Origin of the sequence: Streptomyces sp. NPDC046716 (genome assembly GCF_040645755.1) — a bacterium.
Classification (GTDB): Bacteria; Actinomycetota; Actinomycetes; order Streptomycetales; family Streptomycetaceae; genus Streptomyces.
Genome location: NZ_JBEYYU010000052.1, coordinates 50,609 through 64,204, shown reverse-complemented (window position 1 = coordinate 64,204; position 13,596 = coordinate 50,609). Strand labels below are relative to the sequence as shown.

Annotated in this window: 13 protein-coding genes and 1 pseudogene; 8 read left to right on the top strand and 6 right to left on the bottom strand. The window is 70.6% G+C overall.

The window, feature by feature from the left end; genetic code table 11:
• Positions 1-550 precede the first annotated feature (550 nt).
• A complete protein-coding gene (locus tag ABZ930_RS31255) occupies positions 551-1,507 on the bottom strand; it encodes a LysR family transcriptional regulator (RefSeq protein WP_361555158.1) in 957 nt (318 codons plus the stop codon).
• A 277-nt stretch (positions 1,508-1,784) separates the two neighbouring features.
• Between ABZ930_RS31255 and ABZ930_RS31250 the strand changes: the two genes are divergently transcribed.
• Both ABZ930_RS31250 and ABZ930_RS31245 read left to right on the top strand, forming a co-directional pair.
• A complete protein-coding gene (locus ABZ930_RS31250; RefSeq protein ID WP_361555156.1) occupies positions 1,785-2,186 on the top strand; it encodes an SRPBCC domain-containing protein in 402 nt (133 codons plus the stop codon).
• Between the two features lie 35 nt (positions 2,187-2,221).
• A pseudogene (locus tag ABZ930_RS31245) lies at positions 2,222-2,323 on the top strand (NAD(P)-binding domain-containing protein); the annotation flags it as partial.
• A gap of 161 nt (positions 2,324-2,484) precedes the next feature.
• Here ABZ930_RS31245 and ABZ930_RS31240 read toward each other — a convergent pair.
• The 4 genes from ABZ930_RS31240 to ABZ930_RS31225 all read right to left on the bottom strand — a co-directional run bounded on the left by ABZ930_RS31240 (position 2,485) and on the right by ABZ930_RS31225 (position 6,266).
• Positions 2,485-2,865, bottom strand: a complete 381-nt coding sequence (locus ABZ930_RS31240) for a hypothetical protein (RefSeq protein ID WP_361555167.1) — start codon at positions 2,863-2,865, stop codon at positions 2,485-2,487.
• Between the two features lie 193 nt (positions 2,866-3,058).
• The gene (locus ABZ930_RS31235; protein WP_361555153.1) at positions 3,059-3,604 is read right to left on the bottom strand and encodes a hypothetical protein; all 546 of its coding nucleotides are present in this window, start codon (positions 3,602-3,604) and stop codon (positions 3,059-3,061) included.
• 401 nt (positions 3,605-4,005) lie between these two features.
• Entirely contained in the window at positions 4,006-5,724 is a 1,719-nt protein-coding gene (locus tag ABZ930_RS31230) for a hypothetical protein (RefSeq protein ID WP_361555150.1), read from the bottom strand.
• 8 nt (positions 5,725-5,732) lie between these two features.
• On the bottom strand, positions 5,733-6,266 hold the full coding sequence (locus tag ABZ930_RS31225) for a hypothetical protein (protein ID WP_361555147.1): 534 nt from the start codon (positions 6,264-6,266) through the stop codon (positions 5,733-5,735).
• 331 nt (positions 6,267-6,597) lie between these two features.
• On the opposite strand from ABZ930_RS31225, the gene ABZ930_RS31220 reads away from it, so the two are divergent.
• A complete protein-coding gene (locus tag ABZ930_RS31220) occupies positions 6,598-7,257 on the top strand; it encodes a hypothetical protein (protein WP_361555144.1) in 660 nt (219 codons plus the stop codon).
• Here the strand turns inward: ABZ930_RS31220 and ABZ930_RS31215 are convergent.
• Positions 7,244-8,005 carry a DeoR/GlpR family DNA-binding transcription regulator gene (locus tag ABZ930_RS31215; RefSeq protein WP_361555141.1) on the bottom strand — a complete coding sequence of 254 codons (762 nt, stop codon included), beginning with the start codon at positions 8,003-8,005 and terminating at the stop codon, positions 7,244-7,246. The genes ABZ930_RS31220 and ABZ930_RS31215 overlap by 14 nt on opposite strands.
• Positions 8,006-8,095: 90 nt before the next feature.
• Here ABZ930_RS31215 and ABZ930_RS31210 point away from each other — a divergent pair, with 90 nt between their 5' ends.
• The 5 genes from ABZ930_RS31210 (at position 8,096) to ABZ930_RS31190 (ending at position 12,736) form a co-directional block, all read left to right on the top strand.
• Positions 8,096-9,337, top strand: a complete 1,242-nt coding sequence (locus tag ABZ930_RS31210; RefSeq protein ID WP_361555138.1) for an MFS transporter — start codon at positions 8,096-8,098, stop codon at positions 9,335-9,337.
• Between the two features lie 114 nt (positions 9,338-9,451).
• A complete protein-coding gene (locus tag ABZ930_RS31205; protein WP_361555135.1) occupies positions 9,452-10,456 on the top strand; it encodes an LLM class flavin-dependent oxidoreductase in 1,005 nt (334 codons plus the stop codon).
• Positions 10,457-10,901: 445 nt separating this feature from the next.
• Positions 10,902-11,738, top strand: a complete 837-nt coding sequence (locus tag ABZ930_RS31200; RefSeq protein WP_361555132.1) for an alpha/beta hydrolase — start codon at positions 10,902-10,904, stop codon at positions 11,736-11,738.
• A 33-nt stretch (positions 11,739-11,771) separates the two neighbouring features.
• Complete coding sequence (locus ABZ930_RS31195; protein ID WP_361555129.1) at positions 11,772-11,987, top strand: transposase; 216 nt, start codon at positions 11,772-11,774, stop codon at positions 11,985-11,987.
• A 215-nt stretch (positions 11,988-12,202) separates the two neighbouring features.
• A complete protein-coding gene (locus ABZ930_RS31190) occupies positions 12,203-12,736 on the top strand; it encodes a GNAT family N-acetyltransferase (RefSeq protein WP_361555126.1) in 534 nt (177 codons plus the stop codon).
• Positions 12,737-13,596 lie beyond the last annotated feature (860 nt).

Genomic DNA, 13,596 nt, shown 5'->3' with positions numbered 1-13,596 from the left:
ATGTGCTCTTCGCCCGCCGGATCCGCCGTCGCCGACCTCCGGCGGATCCGGCCCTCATGCCGATCCAGGGGGAGCGCATTCAGCATCGCGCACCCAACGTCTGGCCACCACCCCGATAACGCATACGTTTCGGCAGGCCAGCGCACCGACCCCCCCAGAAAACGAAGTACTGTGCCCCCCCCTGACACACGGAAGCTGTTCCGGGGCCAGCACGGCAGGAGGGCAACTCGTGCTGGACGTCGCAGTCGGCACCGGCACTGACAACGCTCGGCCGACGGTGATGGTGTGCAGCAGCACCCCCACCCTGAAGGCACCACCCCATGCCCCCTCTGCGTTCACGCACGCCCCGACTGCCACGAGCCCGGCAAGACCTGCCGCTACGCGGCCGACCTGAGGCGGGGCGACTCCGTCGCCGCCATCCCCGGCGTGCACCTCGACGTCGACGAGGCATGCCCCGCCGATCCGGGCTCAAGCACCTCGGCGAGGTCCACGGGATCGACCGCATTCCTTCGCCACGCGGTGCCCGGCGTGCGGTGCAACATGTCGGTGGCTACCAGGTACGGGCGGCTTGCTGTAGTTGCTCGCGCACGCGCAGCACGTCGGGGTTGGTCCCGGCTCCGGGGCGCTGGAGCAGGAAGAGGGTGTTCAGGGGGGCTTCTTCCGGGTCGTGCAGGAGGGTCAGCCGGCCGGTGTCGAGGTGGTCCTGGCACAGGGAGCGGGGCAGGACGCTGTATCCGGCACCGGCGTTGACCGCGGACAGGACGGCGTAGAGGTTGGGGACGGTGACGGCGGCGCGGGCGGTGTGCTGCTTGCCGAAGATCGTTCGCCAGTAGCGACGGATGAGGGGAAGGTCCTCGGCGTAGGTGACCATCGGGACCTCCCGCAGGGCGGCGCACAGGTCGTCACTGTGCGGGTGCCGACCGATGTCCTCGGCCCAGGCGGGGGCGGCGACCAGAAGGTATTCCTCGTCGGCGAGGGGGACGGACTCCCAGGTGCGGCCTCGTGGGTGCCGGGTGGCGATGACGAGGTCGTGGCGGCCGGCGCGCATCTCTTCGATGAGCGGTTCGGGCAGTCCCTGGGCCACCCGCAACTGCACGCCTTCACTGATGAGCGGGGCCAGGGCGGGCAGGACCCGGACACACAACAGCTCTGAGGGTCCGGCCAGGTGCACCGGTCCGGCCGTGGCCGCGGTGTCCTCCAGGCCGGCGAGTGCGTCGAGCGGGGCGGCGATCTGTGCGGCGAGCTCATGCGCGTAGGGGGTGGGGTCGACGCCCCGCGGGAGGCGGGTGAACAGCGCGCGGCCGGTCTGCTGCTCCAGGGTGCGGATCTGCGCGGTCACCGTGGGCTGGGACAGGCCGAGCCGGGGGGCGGCGGCGGTGAAGGAGCCGGTGCGGTGGACGGCCAGGAAGGTGCGCAGCAGGTTGAGGTCCGCGTGCGGCGGGAGCTGCTTTCCGTCGGCGGCGGGCGCGGGGGTCTCCTGGTCCGCGGCGCGCGTCTGGTTCGTCATGACGGCAAGGATAGCGGCTTTCATCATCGGGATCCCGATACCTGGAATCGGTGTGCCTATTGGCACACCGATGGATTGCGGATCTACCTTCAAAGAACGTCGCCCAGTGACGGCCCTCCCCGCCGACGGCGACGCCGAAGCCCTCATCTGTGAAAGGCACCACGATGACCAAGCAGAACGCGATCACCTGGCCCGAGCGCTACCTTCCCGGCACCAGCGACAACTTCGTCTCCAACGAAGTCATCGTGTCGGCCTCGCCGCCGTCCAGGTCTGGCGCTTGCTGACCGACACCTCTCAGTGGGAGGGCTACTACGACAACGTCGCCGACATCTCCTTCCCCGAAGGCGGCGGCCCGGTTCTCGCGGACGGCCTCGTCTTCAGCTTCGGAACCTTCGGCTTCCCGCCTCTCGCCGGGCTCGTCACCGAGTTCCGGGCCCCGGCAGACGGTGTCCCCGGCCGGCTGTCGTGGACCGCGAAGCAGGACGGCGGCCCGCAGGAAAAGCTCGACGTGCTGCACGCCTGGCTGGTAGAGGATCTGCCCGGTGGCCGGGTCCGCGTCCTCACCCAGGAGTCGCAGATCGGACAGCCTGCCGCCGCGCTGGCCGGCGAGCGCCCGAACCCGATGCTCAACGGCCACCAGGCATGGCTGGACGGGCTGATCAGCGCCGCCCGCGCCTGACCCCGCCTCCACTCACCAAAAGACGGGGAACCTTCATAACCGCCAAGCTCACCGTGAGCGTCCTGGGCACCGGCATCATGGGCGCGGCGAGGACCCGCAACCTCGCCCGAGCCGGACACGCCGTCCGCGCCTGGAACGGCCAAGAAGGTCGCCCCCCAACCTCTGACCCGTCTGGCTCGTCGCCCCCGCCGCCTGCGGCCCCTACCCGCAGGCGCCGGATATCGCCTCGCTCGCGCCGGACCTGCCACTTCGGCCACGCAAGGACTCCCTCGTGCATGGCTAGCCACTGCCCATCGTCCTACTTGTGGATCGTCGCGCAGGGTTCCGCGCGCTTCTTCGACGACTCCACACACAACAAGGACCCAGCCCTGTAGTCCGTGCGGGGCGCCCAGGTCACCGAGTGCATCCCGCCGTGGCGCTTCGCCAGCCGCCATCCCGACAGGTTCTCCCGGGTTTCACTGTGAGCGTGGATCACGTACGCACGGAACTTCTCGCCCCGGGTGGGGCCCTTCGCCCATGCCCGCACCGACTTCACGTGAAGGCCCTCGCCCCAGACATCAATGTGGACACCGCCGTACCCGCCGTGCGTCTCGGCTGGCACCATCGCCGACGAGGACGGAGCGAGCAGCATCACCACGGACACCGCCACCATCGCGGACTTGATCATCATCGTTCGCATGAATCCCTCAACCACTCGATGAATCCCAGGTCACGCCATCTCGCCACAGATCACCCGGACGTGACCGACACCGCCAGCGGGCTATCGACGACGCGTCGGCCGCTCGCGGAGGTGGGCGGCCAGCACTCATCCCTCTAGCTGTTGCCGAGGGTTGCCGTTGATCTGGCCTCGGGGCAGGACTTGTTGCCGGCGCCTATGGCCTTTCCTCGGCCAGAGCGGGCGGGAGCTGCCATCTGCCCGAGTGGCCGGGCGGCAGTTCCATGTCGCGACGGATCGCCGTGTAGTACTTCTCCCGGGCCATGCGCTGCTTGTCTATCTGAGCCGACCACGTGTCAGCGGTACAGCCAGGGGCGCGCAAGAGCCCTTCAACCTCCATTACCGTGAGCGCCCATTTGTGCGCGGCCTCTACGACCTCCGGAGCGCCGAGCATCAGCAGCCCTTCGCCGGCTGCGGACCGGGCGTCTGCGGCGTCGACCAGGAGGGGAGTCGCCTCTGCGGGCGGCAGGGGGTGCGGATATCCGTCGTGGCCGAGGTGGGCTGCGACGCGGCGATGAAGGGTGACGGTCCTCTTCAGCGTCAGCGCGTAGTCGGTGTAGGCCGCGAGCTGTCGCTCCTGCCATCGGGCTGCGTGCTCCCGACGGAACCTCGCCCGATCGCCACGCATGACCACCACGTACGAGCCGAAGGCTCCGATCATCACCCCGAGCAGGGCGGGGAGTTGCTTTATGAAGTCTGACACCGCCGCATGGTAGAGCTCCAGAGATCCCAGCGTGGCGGCTGTCTCGCCTCTTCCTCCGCTCCTGGTGGACGAACGAGAAGAAGCAAGCAAGGTGGCATGAGCCGGGATGCCGATCTGCCGGGGCTTCGGCCCCGCCGCTTTCACCAGGGACCGGTCGGCAAACAGTGGCGCGAGCGCCGCCGTGGCGATGGCGGATGCCGACGCCTGTATACCCGCCCGTCCCGGCCGACATCGCGGCACGAAACCGATGCCCCGGAGCGTCGCCTGCTCGTCAGTTCCATGCAGGTTGTTGAGGAACGGGTCACCGCGTTCACTGGGCAGACGGTGATGGAGCGCACGGGTGCAGCCGGGGTGGCGACGGTGCGGGTGATTCGGCACGAGTGCCGAATCACCCGCAGGGCTCAGCTGGCGCCGCGGCGCCGCGCCCGGCGTACCGCGACGGCGCCGCCCGCGATCAGCGCAGCCGCCGCTCCGGCTGCGGACAGCACGCTCGCACCGGTGGAGGCCAGGCTGCCGCCGGTCGGGCCGGCGGCAGCCTCGCCGCTGTGGTCACCGGTCGTGGAGCCGGACTCCCCGGTGCCGTGGAGACCGGCGGGGACCGACGTGGCCTGCGACGACGGAGATGCGTCGCCGTCCTCGCCCCCACCTCCGTCCTCGTCCGGGCCGTTCTCGGGATCCGATCCCGCGTCGGGTTCTTCCGACTCGCCCGGCGATGGACTTCCGGTGTCGGTCGCCGTGACGGTCAGTGTCACGGGGTTGGTGCGGACTGCACCCGCGTCGTTGATGAACTCGGCACGGAACTTCGCTCCGTCCAGGGCGACTTCGGCTGTGAAGCTGTACGTGCCGTGGTCGGCGCCCTCGACGTCCTGCCAGGTCTTCCCGTTGTCCGCGCTGGACTGCCAGCGGACGGTGGGCTCGGGGCTGCCCTGGGCCACGGCGGTCAGCTCGACCCAGGATCCGGCCTCCGCGGTGACGTCGACCGGCTGCCGGGTCACCTCGGGGCTGACCTGCCTGACCAGTTTTACGATGCCGGGCGCGGCCGGGTTGGGGTTGGTCACGAAGACCTCGCCGCCGCCCGGGGTGACCGCGACGGCCGTACTGCCGTACTGGGACGAGCTGTTCTTGAGCGCGACCGGAGCCGTGGCCTCGGTCAGGGTCTTCGCGTCGTAGACGGTGAGCGAACCGATGCCGTTGCCGTCCGAGCCCGGGGTGCCGGGCGCCTCACTGTCCTGGCGCACCACGTAGGCGCGCCCGGACGTGGGGTCGAAGCCGACGCCACCGGCCCAGTCGGTGCCCTTCAGGGTTCCGCGCGGGGTGCCGTCGGCGGCGTGGACGGTGACGGTGTCGCCGCGGCCCACCCACACCGAGCCGTCGGCGGGGTCGACCTCGACGACCGCTGCCGCGTTGCCCTGCGCGGCGGGCAGTTGGTAGGACCCGGTGACGGTCAGACCGTCCGTCTCGAGGCGGTGCAGCAGGCCCGCGGCCGTGTCGAGGTACCAGACGGTGCCGCGTGCCGCGTCGACGGCGAACGGGCCGCTTCCGCCGGGCTGCACGGAGCGCAGCACGGTACCGGTGGCGGTCTCGATCTCGCAGAGCACGGTGCCCTGGGCCACCAGCGTGGTGCCGGTGCGCACCCCTGGCCCGATGTCGGAGACGGTCGATCCGGTGAGCCACACCCCGGACGCCTCGGCGTCCCCGTCCTTGGCCGAACCGACGCCGCGCAGCGGGTAGTTGAACACCACGCCGTCGTCGGCGCCGGGTTGCGGCCCGGCGAACCGGCGCACTGCGACGGTGGCGAGAGCCCCGGCCGAGTTGGGTGCTTTGGTGACCTGGCTGCGGACGGCGCCGGTCGCGGGGTCGAGGACGTACAGGCCGCGCTCGTCGATGTCGGCGGTCGCGGCGAGGTTGTCGGCGCCGACGTACAGCTTGCCGGAGGTGGGGTGGAGGAGCAGGTCGAGCGGTTTGCCTACACCGGTGAACTGGGCCTGCTGGACGTACAGTTCGGTGCCGGGAGCGGCCCCGTCCGCGGCCGCTGTGGACGCGGGGGTCGCGCCGAGCGCGATGGCGGCGGCCGCCGCGACGCGCGCCGCGCGTCTTCGGCCGCGTACGGAGTGGTCCATGGCTGCCCTTACTGGAAGACGATCGGGGCGTGGACGTCGTAGGCGCGGTCCGACGAGTCGGTGTGGTCGGCGCGGGTGACGACGGCGCATTCGACGGTGTCGCCGCAGACGTTGCCGCCGCCCAGGTCGGCCTTGACGTGGATGGTGACGGAGAAGGCGCCGTTTACGCCGAAGGTGGTGCTGTTGGGCACGGTGCCGCCGCCCTGGTTGGAGATCCAGTACGAGGCGCCGGTGGTGCCCGTCTCGTCCTGTCCGCCGAGGCACGGCGTCGGCTTGTTGGCGCCCTGGTCGCCGTCGATCGCGCAGAGGCCGACGTATATGCCCTGCGCCGGGTTGTAACCGCTGCCGCTGACGGTGATGTTGGCCCCGGTCGTGGCGGCGCTGTCGGGCGCGGTGAGGGAGAGGTTGTAGGTGGTGCCGCCGTCCGTGACGGTACGGGTCACGGTGGCGGCGGAGGCCGAGGAGGCGAGGGAGACGGTGAGCGCGGCGGCGGCGACGACAGCGAGGCCGGCGCGGGCGGCGGAGGAACGCAAGGCACGCATGGAACGGGACCTTTCTCGTCCACGGAGCCGGGGCAGGGGTGAGCACGGTGCACCACCCCCACCACCGAACTAAGGTAAGGCTTACCTAACCTTGACTTTCTGTGGCGTGTCAACCACCCCCCGTCTGCTCCGCAGTGCTCAGACGCACCGTCGCTGGCAACGTCCCGGCTCGCAGCATGGGCGGCAAAGTGGCACCCAGGATCGCCGCCGCCGACCCCACGGTCGCGGGCCTGGTGCTGCTCGCCGCGGACACCCGGCCGATGCACGAGGCCGCCGTGCGCGTGGCCGCTATCTCGCGGAACTCGCCCCCGGCCCGGGCGCGGACGAGGCGGTGGCGGCACTGGTCCGGCAGGCCGCGGCGGTGGCAGACCCGGAACTCACGGCCGACACCCCGTCGAGCCGGCTGCCGCTGGGTCTGTCCGCCGCCTACTGGCTGGACCTGCGCGCCTACGATCCGGTGGCCACGGCAGCCCAACTGGCCTGCCCCATGCTGATCCTCCAGGGCGGACGGGACTACCAGGTGACCGTCGCCGACGACCTGCCCGGCTGGCAGCGAGGCCTGGCCGACCGGCACGAGGTGACGATCCGGATCCACGACGACGTCAACCACCTCTTCTTCTCCGGTAGCGGCCGACCCGACCCGGCCGAGTACGCGCGGCCGGGACATGTCGCCTCCGCGGTCGTGGACGACATCGCAACATGGGTGGCACGACGGTGGGGGAGAACATCTCCGGCAGGACGTGGGCCTGGCGATCGTCAGCACGGCACTCACCTGGACGCTCGGATTGCCGACGATCTTCGCGACCCTGCGCGCGATGTTCCACGGCTTCGGCGAGCAGCGCCCCGCACCGCTGCTGTCGTCACGGGTGCGCGGCGGCGGTCCAGGCGGCGGTGGTACACCCTTCTTCCCGGAGCCACCGATCCTTCGGCCCGCCGTGCTGGCTCGTGCGAGGGCATGGTGGTCGGCGGGGTCGCCGTCAGGTCCTTCTGACGGTGGTGCCGGCGTTTTCGAGTGCGGCAGTTTCGTCGGCGGGTGCGCTGGCGTCGGTGACGACGGTGTGCAGGAGTGTGGCGGGCCCGACATGGGCGTAGGCGGTGTGGCCGAGTTTGCTGCCGTCGGCGGCGACGATCACGCGGCGGGCGGAGGCGATGCCGGCCTTCTTCACGGCGGCGTCGTCGAGGTCGTAGGCGGTCAGGCCGTCGGTGGCGGTCAGGCCGCAGCAGCCGATGATCGCGGTGTCGAAGCGCAGGGCGGCCAGGGAGGCGAGGGTGAGGGGGCCGGTGAGGGCTCCTTCGGCGGCGCGGGGCCGGCCGCCGGGCACCATCAAGGTGACGGGGCCGGGTGTTTCACCGAGCAGATGGATGGCCTGCAGGGACAGGGGCATCACGGTGACGGGGCGCTCGCGCAGGAGGCGGGCGACTTCCAGACAGGTGGTGCCGCTGTCGAGGAGGACGCTCTCGCCGTCGGCGATGAGCGCGCAGATCTCGGCGGCGATGCGCTGCTTGGCGTCGATCGCCTCGTGGGCGCGCAGGGCGAAGGGGGGCTCCTCGCCCCGCAGCAGCAGGGTGCGGGCGCCGCCGCGGACACGTTCGAGGACGCCCTGGGCGGCGAGGGTGTCGAGATCGCGCCGGATGGTCATCTCGGAGGCGCCGGTCAGCTCCGCCAGCTCTGGGACGGTGGCGCCGCCGGAGTCCCTGACGGCCTTCGCGATCAGCCCGTGCCGGTCTGCGTTGCTCATACCGCGATTGAACACCACCACTAAACGAACAAGCAACATGTTCATTATTCAGCCTTTCGAACATGACAGATGTTCGTTACGGTGATCGGTATGGAACGATCGCTTCGAGCCGCCCGTGTGGCGACCTACATCTATTTCGTCCTGTGCGGCACCTTGATGGGCACGTGGGTGGTGCACATCCCCGCGATCGAGGACCGCGTGGGCATCAGCCACGCCACGCTCGGTGGCCTGCTGGTGCTGCTCGGGCTCGGGGCTTTCATCGGCATGCAGGTGGCCGGCCCGCTGACCGACCGCCTCGGCGCCCGCATCGTGGTCCCCGCCGGCGGCATCCTGTGCGGCGCGGCCCTGGTCCTGCCCGGCATCGCCCACGATCCGTGGACCCTGGCAGGTGCGCTGCTGGTCTTCGGGTTCTGCAACGGCTGCCTGGACGTGAGCATGAACGCCCACGCCGTACACGTGGAGAAGGCGTACGGGCGGCCCGTCATGTCGGGCTTCCACGCCACGTTCTCCGTCGGCGGTGTCCTCGCCGCGCTCGTCGGCGCGGGCGCGGCGAGCGCGGGCCTGAACCCGGCCGCGGGCATGGCCGCCATGGGAGCCGTGGGCATCGTGATCGCCCTGGCCTCGGCGCGCGCCCTGCTGCCGCCCGCTCCCGCCGCCGACGGAACCGGCTCGGACGAGAACTCCGTGGAGCAGACCGTGGAGTCGGCCGCCACCAAGCCGCGCAGCACCAAGGGACGTGTCTGGCTGCTGGCCGTCCTGGCGCTGATGGTCATGCTGTGTGAGGGCGCCGCGAACGACTGGAGCGCCCTGCACCTCAAGGACGTCCTGGGTGCGCCCGCCAGCACGGCTGCCTTCGCGTACGGCACTTTCGCCGCGGCCATGACCCTCGGCCGGCTGCTCGCCGACCGCTTCGTGGCCCGGTTCGGCTCGATGGCGATCCTGCGCTACGGCGCGGCCACGGCCGCCGTCGGCATCACTCTCGTGGCGCTGGGTCCATGGATGTGGGCCGCGTTCACCGGCTGGGCACTGTTCGGGCTGGGCCTGTCGGGCTGTGTCCCGCAGCTGTTCAGCGCTGCGGGACACGCCGACCCCGCGGCGGCCGGCGCGAATGTCTCCCGCGTCGCCGGGCTCGGCTACGTCGGGATGCTCGCCGGCCCCGCTGTCATCGGCTGGCTGACCCACCTCGTCGCCCTCAACCACGCCTTCGTCCTGCTGACCCTGCTGTGCGCGACCGCGGCTGCCGCCGCCGGGGTCCTGCGCACCGGATCCGACCGCTCCATGGTTCCGGTGGCCTCGGGCGGCCCGCGCGAGCAGGCACTCAGCGACCACTGACCGCCTGCGCGGCGCGGACCCTGACCCCCGCTCCGCGCAGGCCCCCCTGCCCCTCCCGCCGCAACCGGGCCTGGGGCGGGCCCCGTTCCCGTCGACCCGTACGAGGAGTCCCCGATGCCCGAGACACCTGAGACCGGCACAGCTTCGGATCGCGGTCGCGTCGGGGTCATGCTGCCCCGCGACCTGCCCGTGACCGATGTGCTGCCTTATGCGCGCCGCGCCGAGGAGCTGGGCTTCGACCAGCTCTGGGTGGTCGAGGACCTCGGCTGGCGCGGCGGCATCGCCCAGGCCGCCACCGTCCTGGCCGGCACCGAGAACCTCACCGTCGGCATCGGGATCCTGCCCGCCGGAGCCCGCAACGTCGCCTTCGCCGCCATGGAACTGGCCACCCTCGCCCAGCTGTTCCCCGGCCGCCTCATCGCCGGTATCGGTCACGGCATGCCCACCTGGATGCGGCAGACCGGGGCCTGGCCCGCCAGCCCCCTCACGCTGATCAAGGAGTACACCACCGCGCTGCGACTTCTCCTGCGCGGCGAGCCCGGCCCGGCCAACGGCCGGTACGTGCACAGCGAGGGCGTCGTCCTCACCGAGATCCCCGACATCGTCCCCCCGGTCGTCCTGGGCGTGCGCGGCCCCAAGTCGCAGGCCGCCGCGGGCGAGGTCGCCGACGGACTCCTGCTGGCCGAGCCCGCAGCCCCCGCATACATCACCGCCTCCCTGCACCACCTGAACACCGGCACCTCACGCACATACGAGCCGTACGTGGTCACCTACGACGCGGCCGCCGTCGACGACGACGAGGACACCGCCCTCGCCCGCGCCCGCGGCGCCCTGAAAGACATCGGCGAACCGGACTGGGCCGCCCACATCACCCCCCTGCCCTTCGCCGCCGAACTGCGCGAGCACCGCACCGCCTGCACCGACGCCGAGCACTTCGCCCGCACCCTGCCCGACGCCTGGGTCCGGCAGTTGAGCATCACCGGCACCCCCGACCAGGCACGCCAGGCGATACGCGCCCGCCACACGGCGGGAGCCACCAGCGTCGTCCTCGCCCCCGCCGGCCCCGACGCCCTGACCGCGCTCGACACACTCGCCCACGCCCTGCCCCACCACCCCTGAAACCGGCCTCGGCGCCCACACCGGCCCCCCCCAAGACTTGGAGTGCCACGCGCGACTCGCCAACTACCGCGCAGATGCGCCAACTGAAGCGCTCGGCCACAGCTGTGACTGAGCGCTATGCCCGGCCCTTGAGCGTCCTAGGGTCCGTGTCAGTCCGTCTTCAAACAGATCTTTTGCGGGGCGCAGGGTCCGTGGTTCCCCAGAGACGAAGAGAGCGGACGACGCCCGCACCGACTGATCGGTACGTGCCTCGCTCGGCTGCATGCGCGCACCGTCGAGGCACGCGCGGGACCGGCCGCGCTCGTCCGGTCCCGCCTCCCGGGGCGCGGCGGCGAACGCGGGGCCGGTCGCCGCCCACGCCGCCCTGCGTGTTCCGCCCGGTCGGTGATGTCCCGGTTGATTAGTGTCGGTGTATACGTGCATGCCGCCACGCCGGAAGGACGCCATGACCGAGTACGTCGCCGTCAACGACGGGACGATTGCCTTCGAGGTGACGGGCTCAGGCCCGCTGGTTGTCCTCGCACACGGCCTGGGTGACAGCCGCGCTGCCTACCGTGCGGTGATCCCGCCGCTGGTGGCCGCGGGGTATCGGGTTGCCGCAGTCGATCTGCGCGGCTGCGGCGAGTCCAGCGCCGACTGGCCGGACTGGAGCCGCACGGCCATCGCCGGTGACCTGCTCGCGGTTGTCCGCCACCTCGGCGGCCCCGCCGTACTCGTCGGACACTCGATCGCGGGCGGCGCCGCGACCATCGCCGCGGCTCAGGAACCCTCACTGATCACCGCGCTGGTCGAACTGGGCCCCTTCACCCGCAAACAGTCGGTCGGCCTCGCAGCCCTGCGGGTCACGCGTGTCCGCCAGGGAATGCTGCGCCTCCTCGGCGCTGGGGTGTTCGGCAGCGAACGGCTGTGGCTTTCGTACCTTGATGTCGCCTACCCCGGTGCGAAGCCGCCTGACTGGGCCGAGCGGCTCGACCACATCGGCTCGATGCTGCGCGAGCCGGGCCGGATGAAGGCCATGCAAGGCATGATCCGCAGCGCCCCGACCGACGCCGGCGAACAGCTCGGAAAGGTCCGCTGCCCCGTCCTGCTCGTGATGGGCACCCTCGACCCCGACTGGGTCGATCCGCACGCCGAAGGGCTGGGGATCGTCGAAGCCCTGCAGCCGGGCCTGGGCCGCCTTGAAATGATCGAGGGTGCCGGGCACTACCCGCACGACCAGTACCCCGACCGGACGATCTCGCTGCTGCACTCCTTCCTCCAGGAACACGCCGCTTCAACCTGAGTCGCCCTGGGGTCCACCTTCAAAGATCGCCGAATGGTGGGTCCCGGATGGGTGGTACGCCGCCATGAACTCACTCATCAGCAATGGGAGTTACTCGCTCCGCTGGTACCCAGGGCCGCCACCGGTCGACCGCGTGTGACGGACCGGCAGGTCGTCAACGGGATGATCTGCAAGATCCGGACCGGGATCTCCTGGCGCCCTCTGGCGCATGTGGGCGCCGGGATACGCGCCAGTTCGGCAAGCTCGTAGCGCAACGGGCCCGGTAGCGGAACTGGCAGCGAATCGCACTGCGTCTCAGCGAGGCCGGGCGCCCAGATCAGCCGGTGCCGCCGACGGTTCGGTGCGCCCTCTGGCCACCGTGGCCAGAACCTTCTGGCTGCGCGCTTCCGGTCGAGCGCGTGTCGTGTCACCACCGTGCCGACCTGCGGCGTGGACGGCACTCAGCTCGTGAGACGGTTGCTCGCATGGCAGATGGCAGGCGGGACAGTGAGGTCGTACTGGAGACGAGTCGCCTGGTACTCAGGCCGTGGCGGGTGACCGAGGCCGCTGTCCAGCGCGAGCTGTGGACCGAGCGTGATCCACGGGTGCCGCTGCACCGTCAGATCGACACGGACGGGCACCCCACGGTCGCCGATCTCGAGGAGTCGATCCGCACCCACCGTGTGTGGTCGAGCGGGTTGCTGGCGGTCGAGCGGAAGGCCTTGGGTGACGTCATCGGCTACTGCGGGCTGGTCGACAGCGAGCGAGGGTCGGCGGGGGAACCGGAACTGGCATTCGAGCTGCTGCGTCGAGTCTGGCGCCAGGGGTATGCGACCGAGGCTTCGCTGGCGGTTCTGGACTGGGCGAGAGCGTCTGGGTATGAGCGTGTGTGGGCCACTGTCTGGGACTGGAACACCGCTTCTCGACGTGTGCTGGCCAAGGTCGGGTTCACCGAGACCGAGCGGAAGGAAGTGGACCCGGTGCACGGGACCATGCTGTTCGCCATGCGACAGCTCTGACGCAGTCCTTGGTGTCGCTTTTCGTGGCGGCGGGCGATCGCCCAAGCCACGGCGCATATGGGAACGGTCGGCCACAGGACGGTCCACAGGATGGGCCACCAGGCGGGCAAGTGTGCGGACGCGACCGCGTCGAGGGCTGTGGCGCTCATGGCGGCCACCAGGCTCCAGCACAGCAGTCGCCCGGTGGCGCGGACCGCAGGTGTGCCTCGGGTGGTGCGGACATGTCTGGTGATGTCGGGATTGCCCTCGGCGTGATGGGTGTACATACGTGCTCCGGGTTGTTCGGCGCGGCAGGGGAGGTGCGTCTGGCGGGGTGGGGCACGCGCAGCCGGAACCTGCGTGGGGGCAGGGGAGAGGGTGACGCAGTGGGGCGAGGTCAGTGTGTGTGCCAGGCGGTAGTTGGCCCAGGGCCGGTTCCCGGCGTACCGGATCCGGGCGCCAACTATTCCCATCACCTGAACAACATCGGACCCGCCCAAACTGGGTGATGATCGCGGGCGAATCGTGCATCTGCTCGGTCTATACCTGGCCTGATCCCGACGCTGAAGCGACGCTCCCACGGCCCCCAGCGCCCCGAACGAACATTTTCAGCCACGTTTTACTACTCAAATGCACGCCTACCGCGCGGCGAATGTTGCAGCAGGGCAATAGATGCACTGCTCAAGCAGCCAGTGTGCCCCGTTGCGGAGGGGCTTGTTCCCGTCCGTGTGACGCGCGCGTTCGAGGGCATCGCGGCGATCTTGTGTGGTTTCTGTGACAGGTTGTGGGCTCCTCGTGACCGTTGGGGTCTGCGAGATCCGTCTTCCTGTGGGGGGAAGCCTTGAATCAACGCACCACAGGTGCGCGTCTTTCGCGTGCCC

Bases quoted from the DNA above. Each gene is read 5' to 3' on its own strand.
- ABZ930_RS31255 (WP_361555158.1), bottom strand. From the start codon at position 1,507: ATGACGAACCAGACGCGCGCCGCGGACCAGGAGACCCCCGCGCCCGCC.
- ABZ930_RS31240 (WP_361555167.1), bottom strand. From the start codon at position 2,865: ATGCGAACGATGATGATCAAGTCCGCGATGGTGGCGGTGTCCGTGGTG.
- ABZ930_RS31230 (WP_361555150.1), bottom strand. From the start codon at position 5,724: ATGGACCACTCCGTACGCGGCCGAAGACGCGCGGCGCGCGTCGCGGCG.
- ABZ930_RS31225 (WP_361555147.1), bottom strand. From the start codon at position 6,266: ATGCGTGCCTTGCGTTCCTCCGCCGCCCGCGCCGGCCTCGCTGTCGTC.
- ABZ930_RS31215 (WP_361555141.1), bottom strand. From the start codon at position 8,005: ATGAGCAACGCAGACCGGCACGGGCTGATCGCGAAGGCCGTCAGGGAC.
- ABZ930_RS31210 (WP_361555138.1), top strand. From the start codon at position 8,096: ATGGAACGATCGCTTCGAGCCGCCCGTGTGGCGACCTACATCTATTTC.
- ABZ930_RS31205 (WP_361555135.1), top strand. From the start codon at position 9,452: ATGCCCGAGACACCTGAGACCGGCACAGCTTCGGATCGCGGTCGCGTC.
- ABZ930_RS31200 (WP_361555132.1), top strand. From the start codon at position 10,902: ATGACCGAGTACGTCGCCGTCAACGACGGGACGATTGCCTTCGAGGTG.
- ABZ930_RS31195 (WP_361555129.1), top strand. From the start codon at position 11,772: ATGGTGGGTCCCGGATGGGTGGTACGCCGCCATGAACTCACTCATCAG.
- ABZ930_RS31190 (WP_361555126.1), top strand. From the start codon at position 12,203: ATGGCAGATGGCAGGCGGGACAGTGAGGTCGTACTGGAGACGAGTCGC.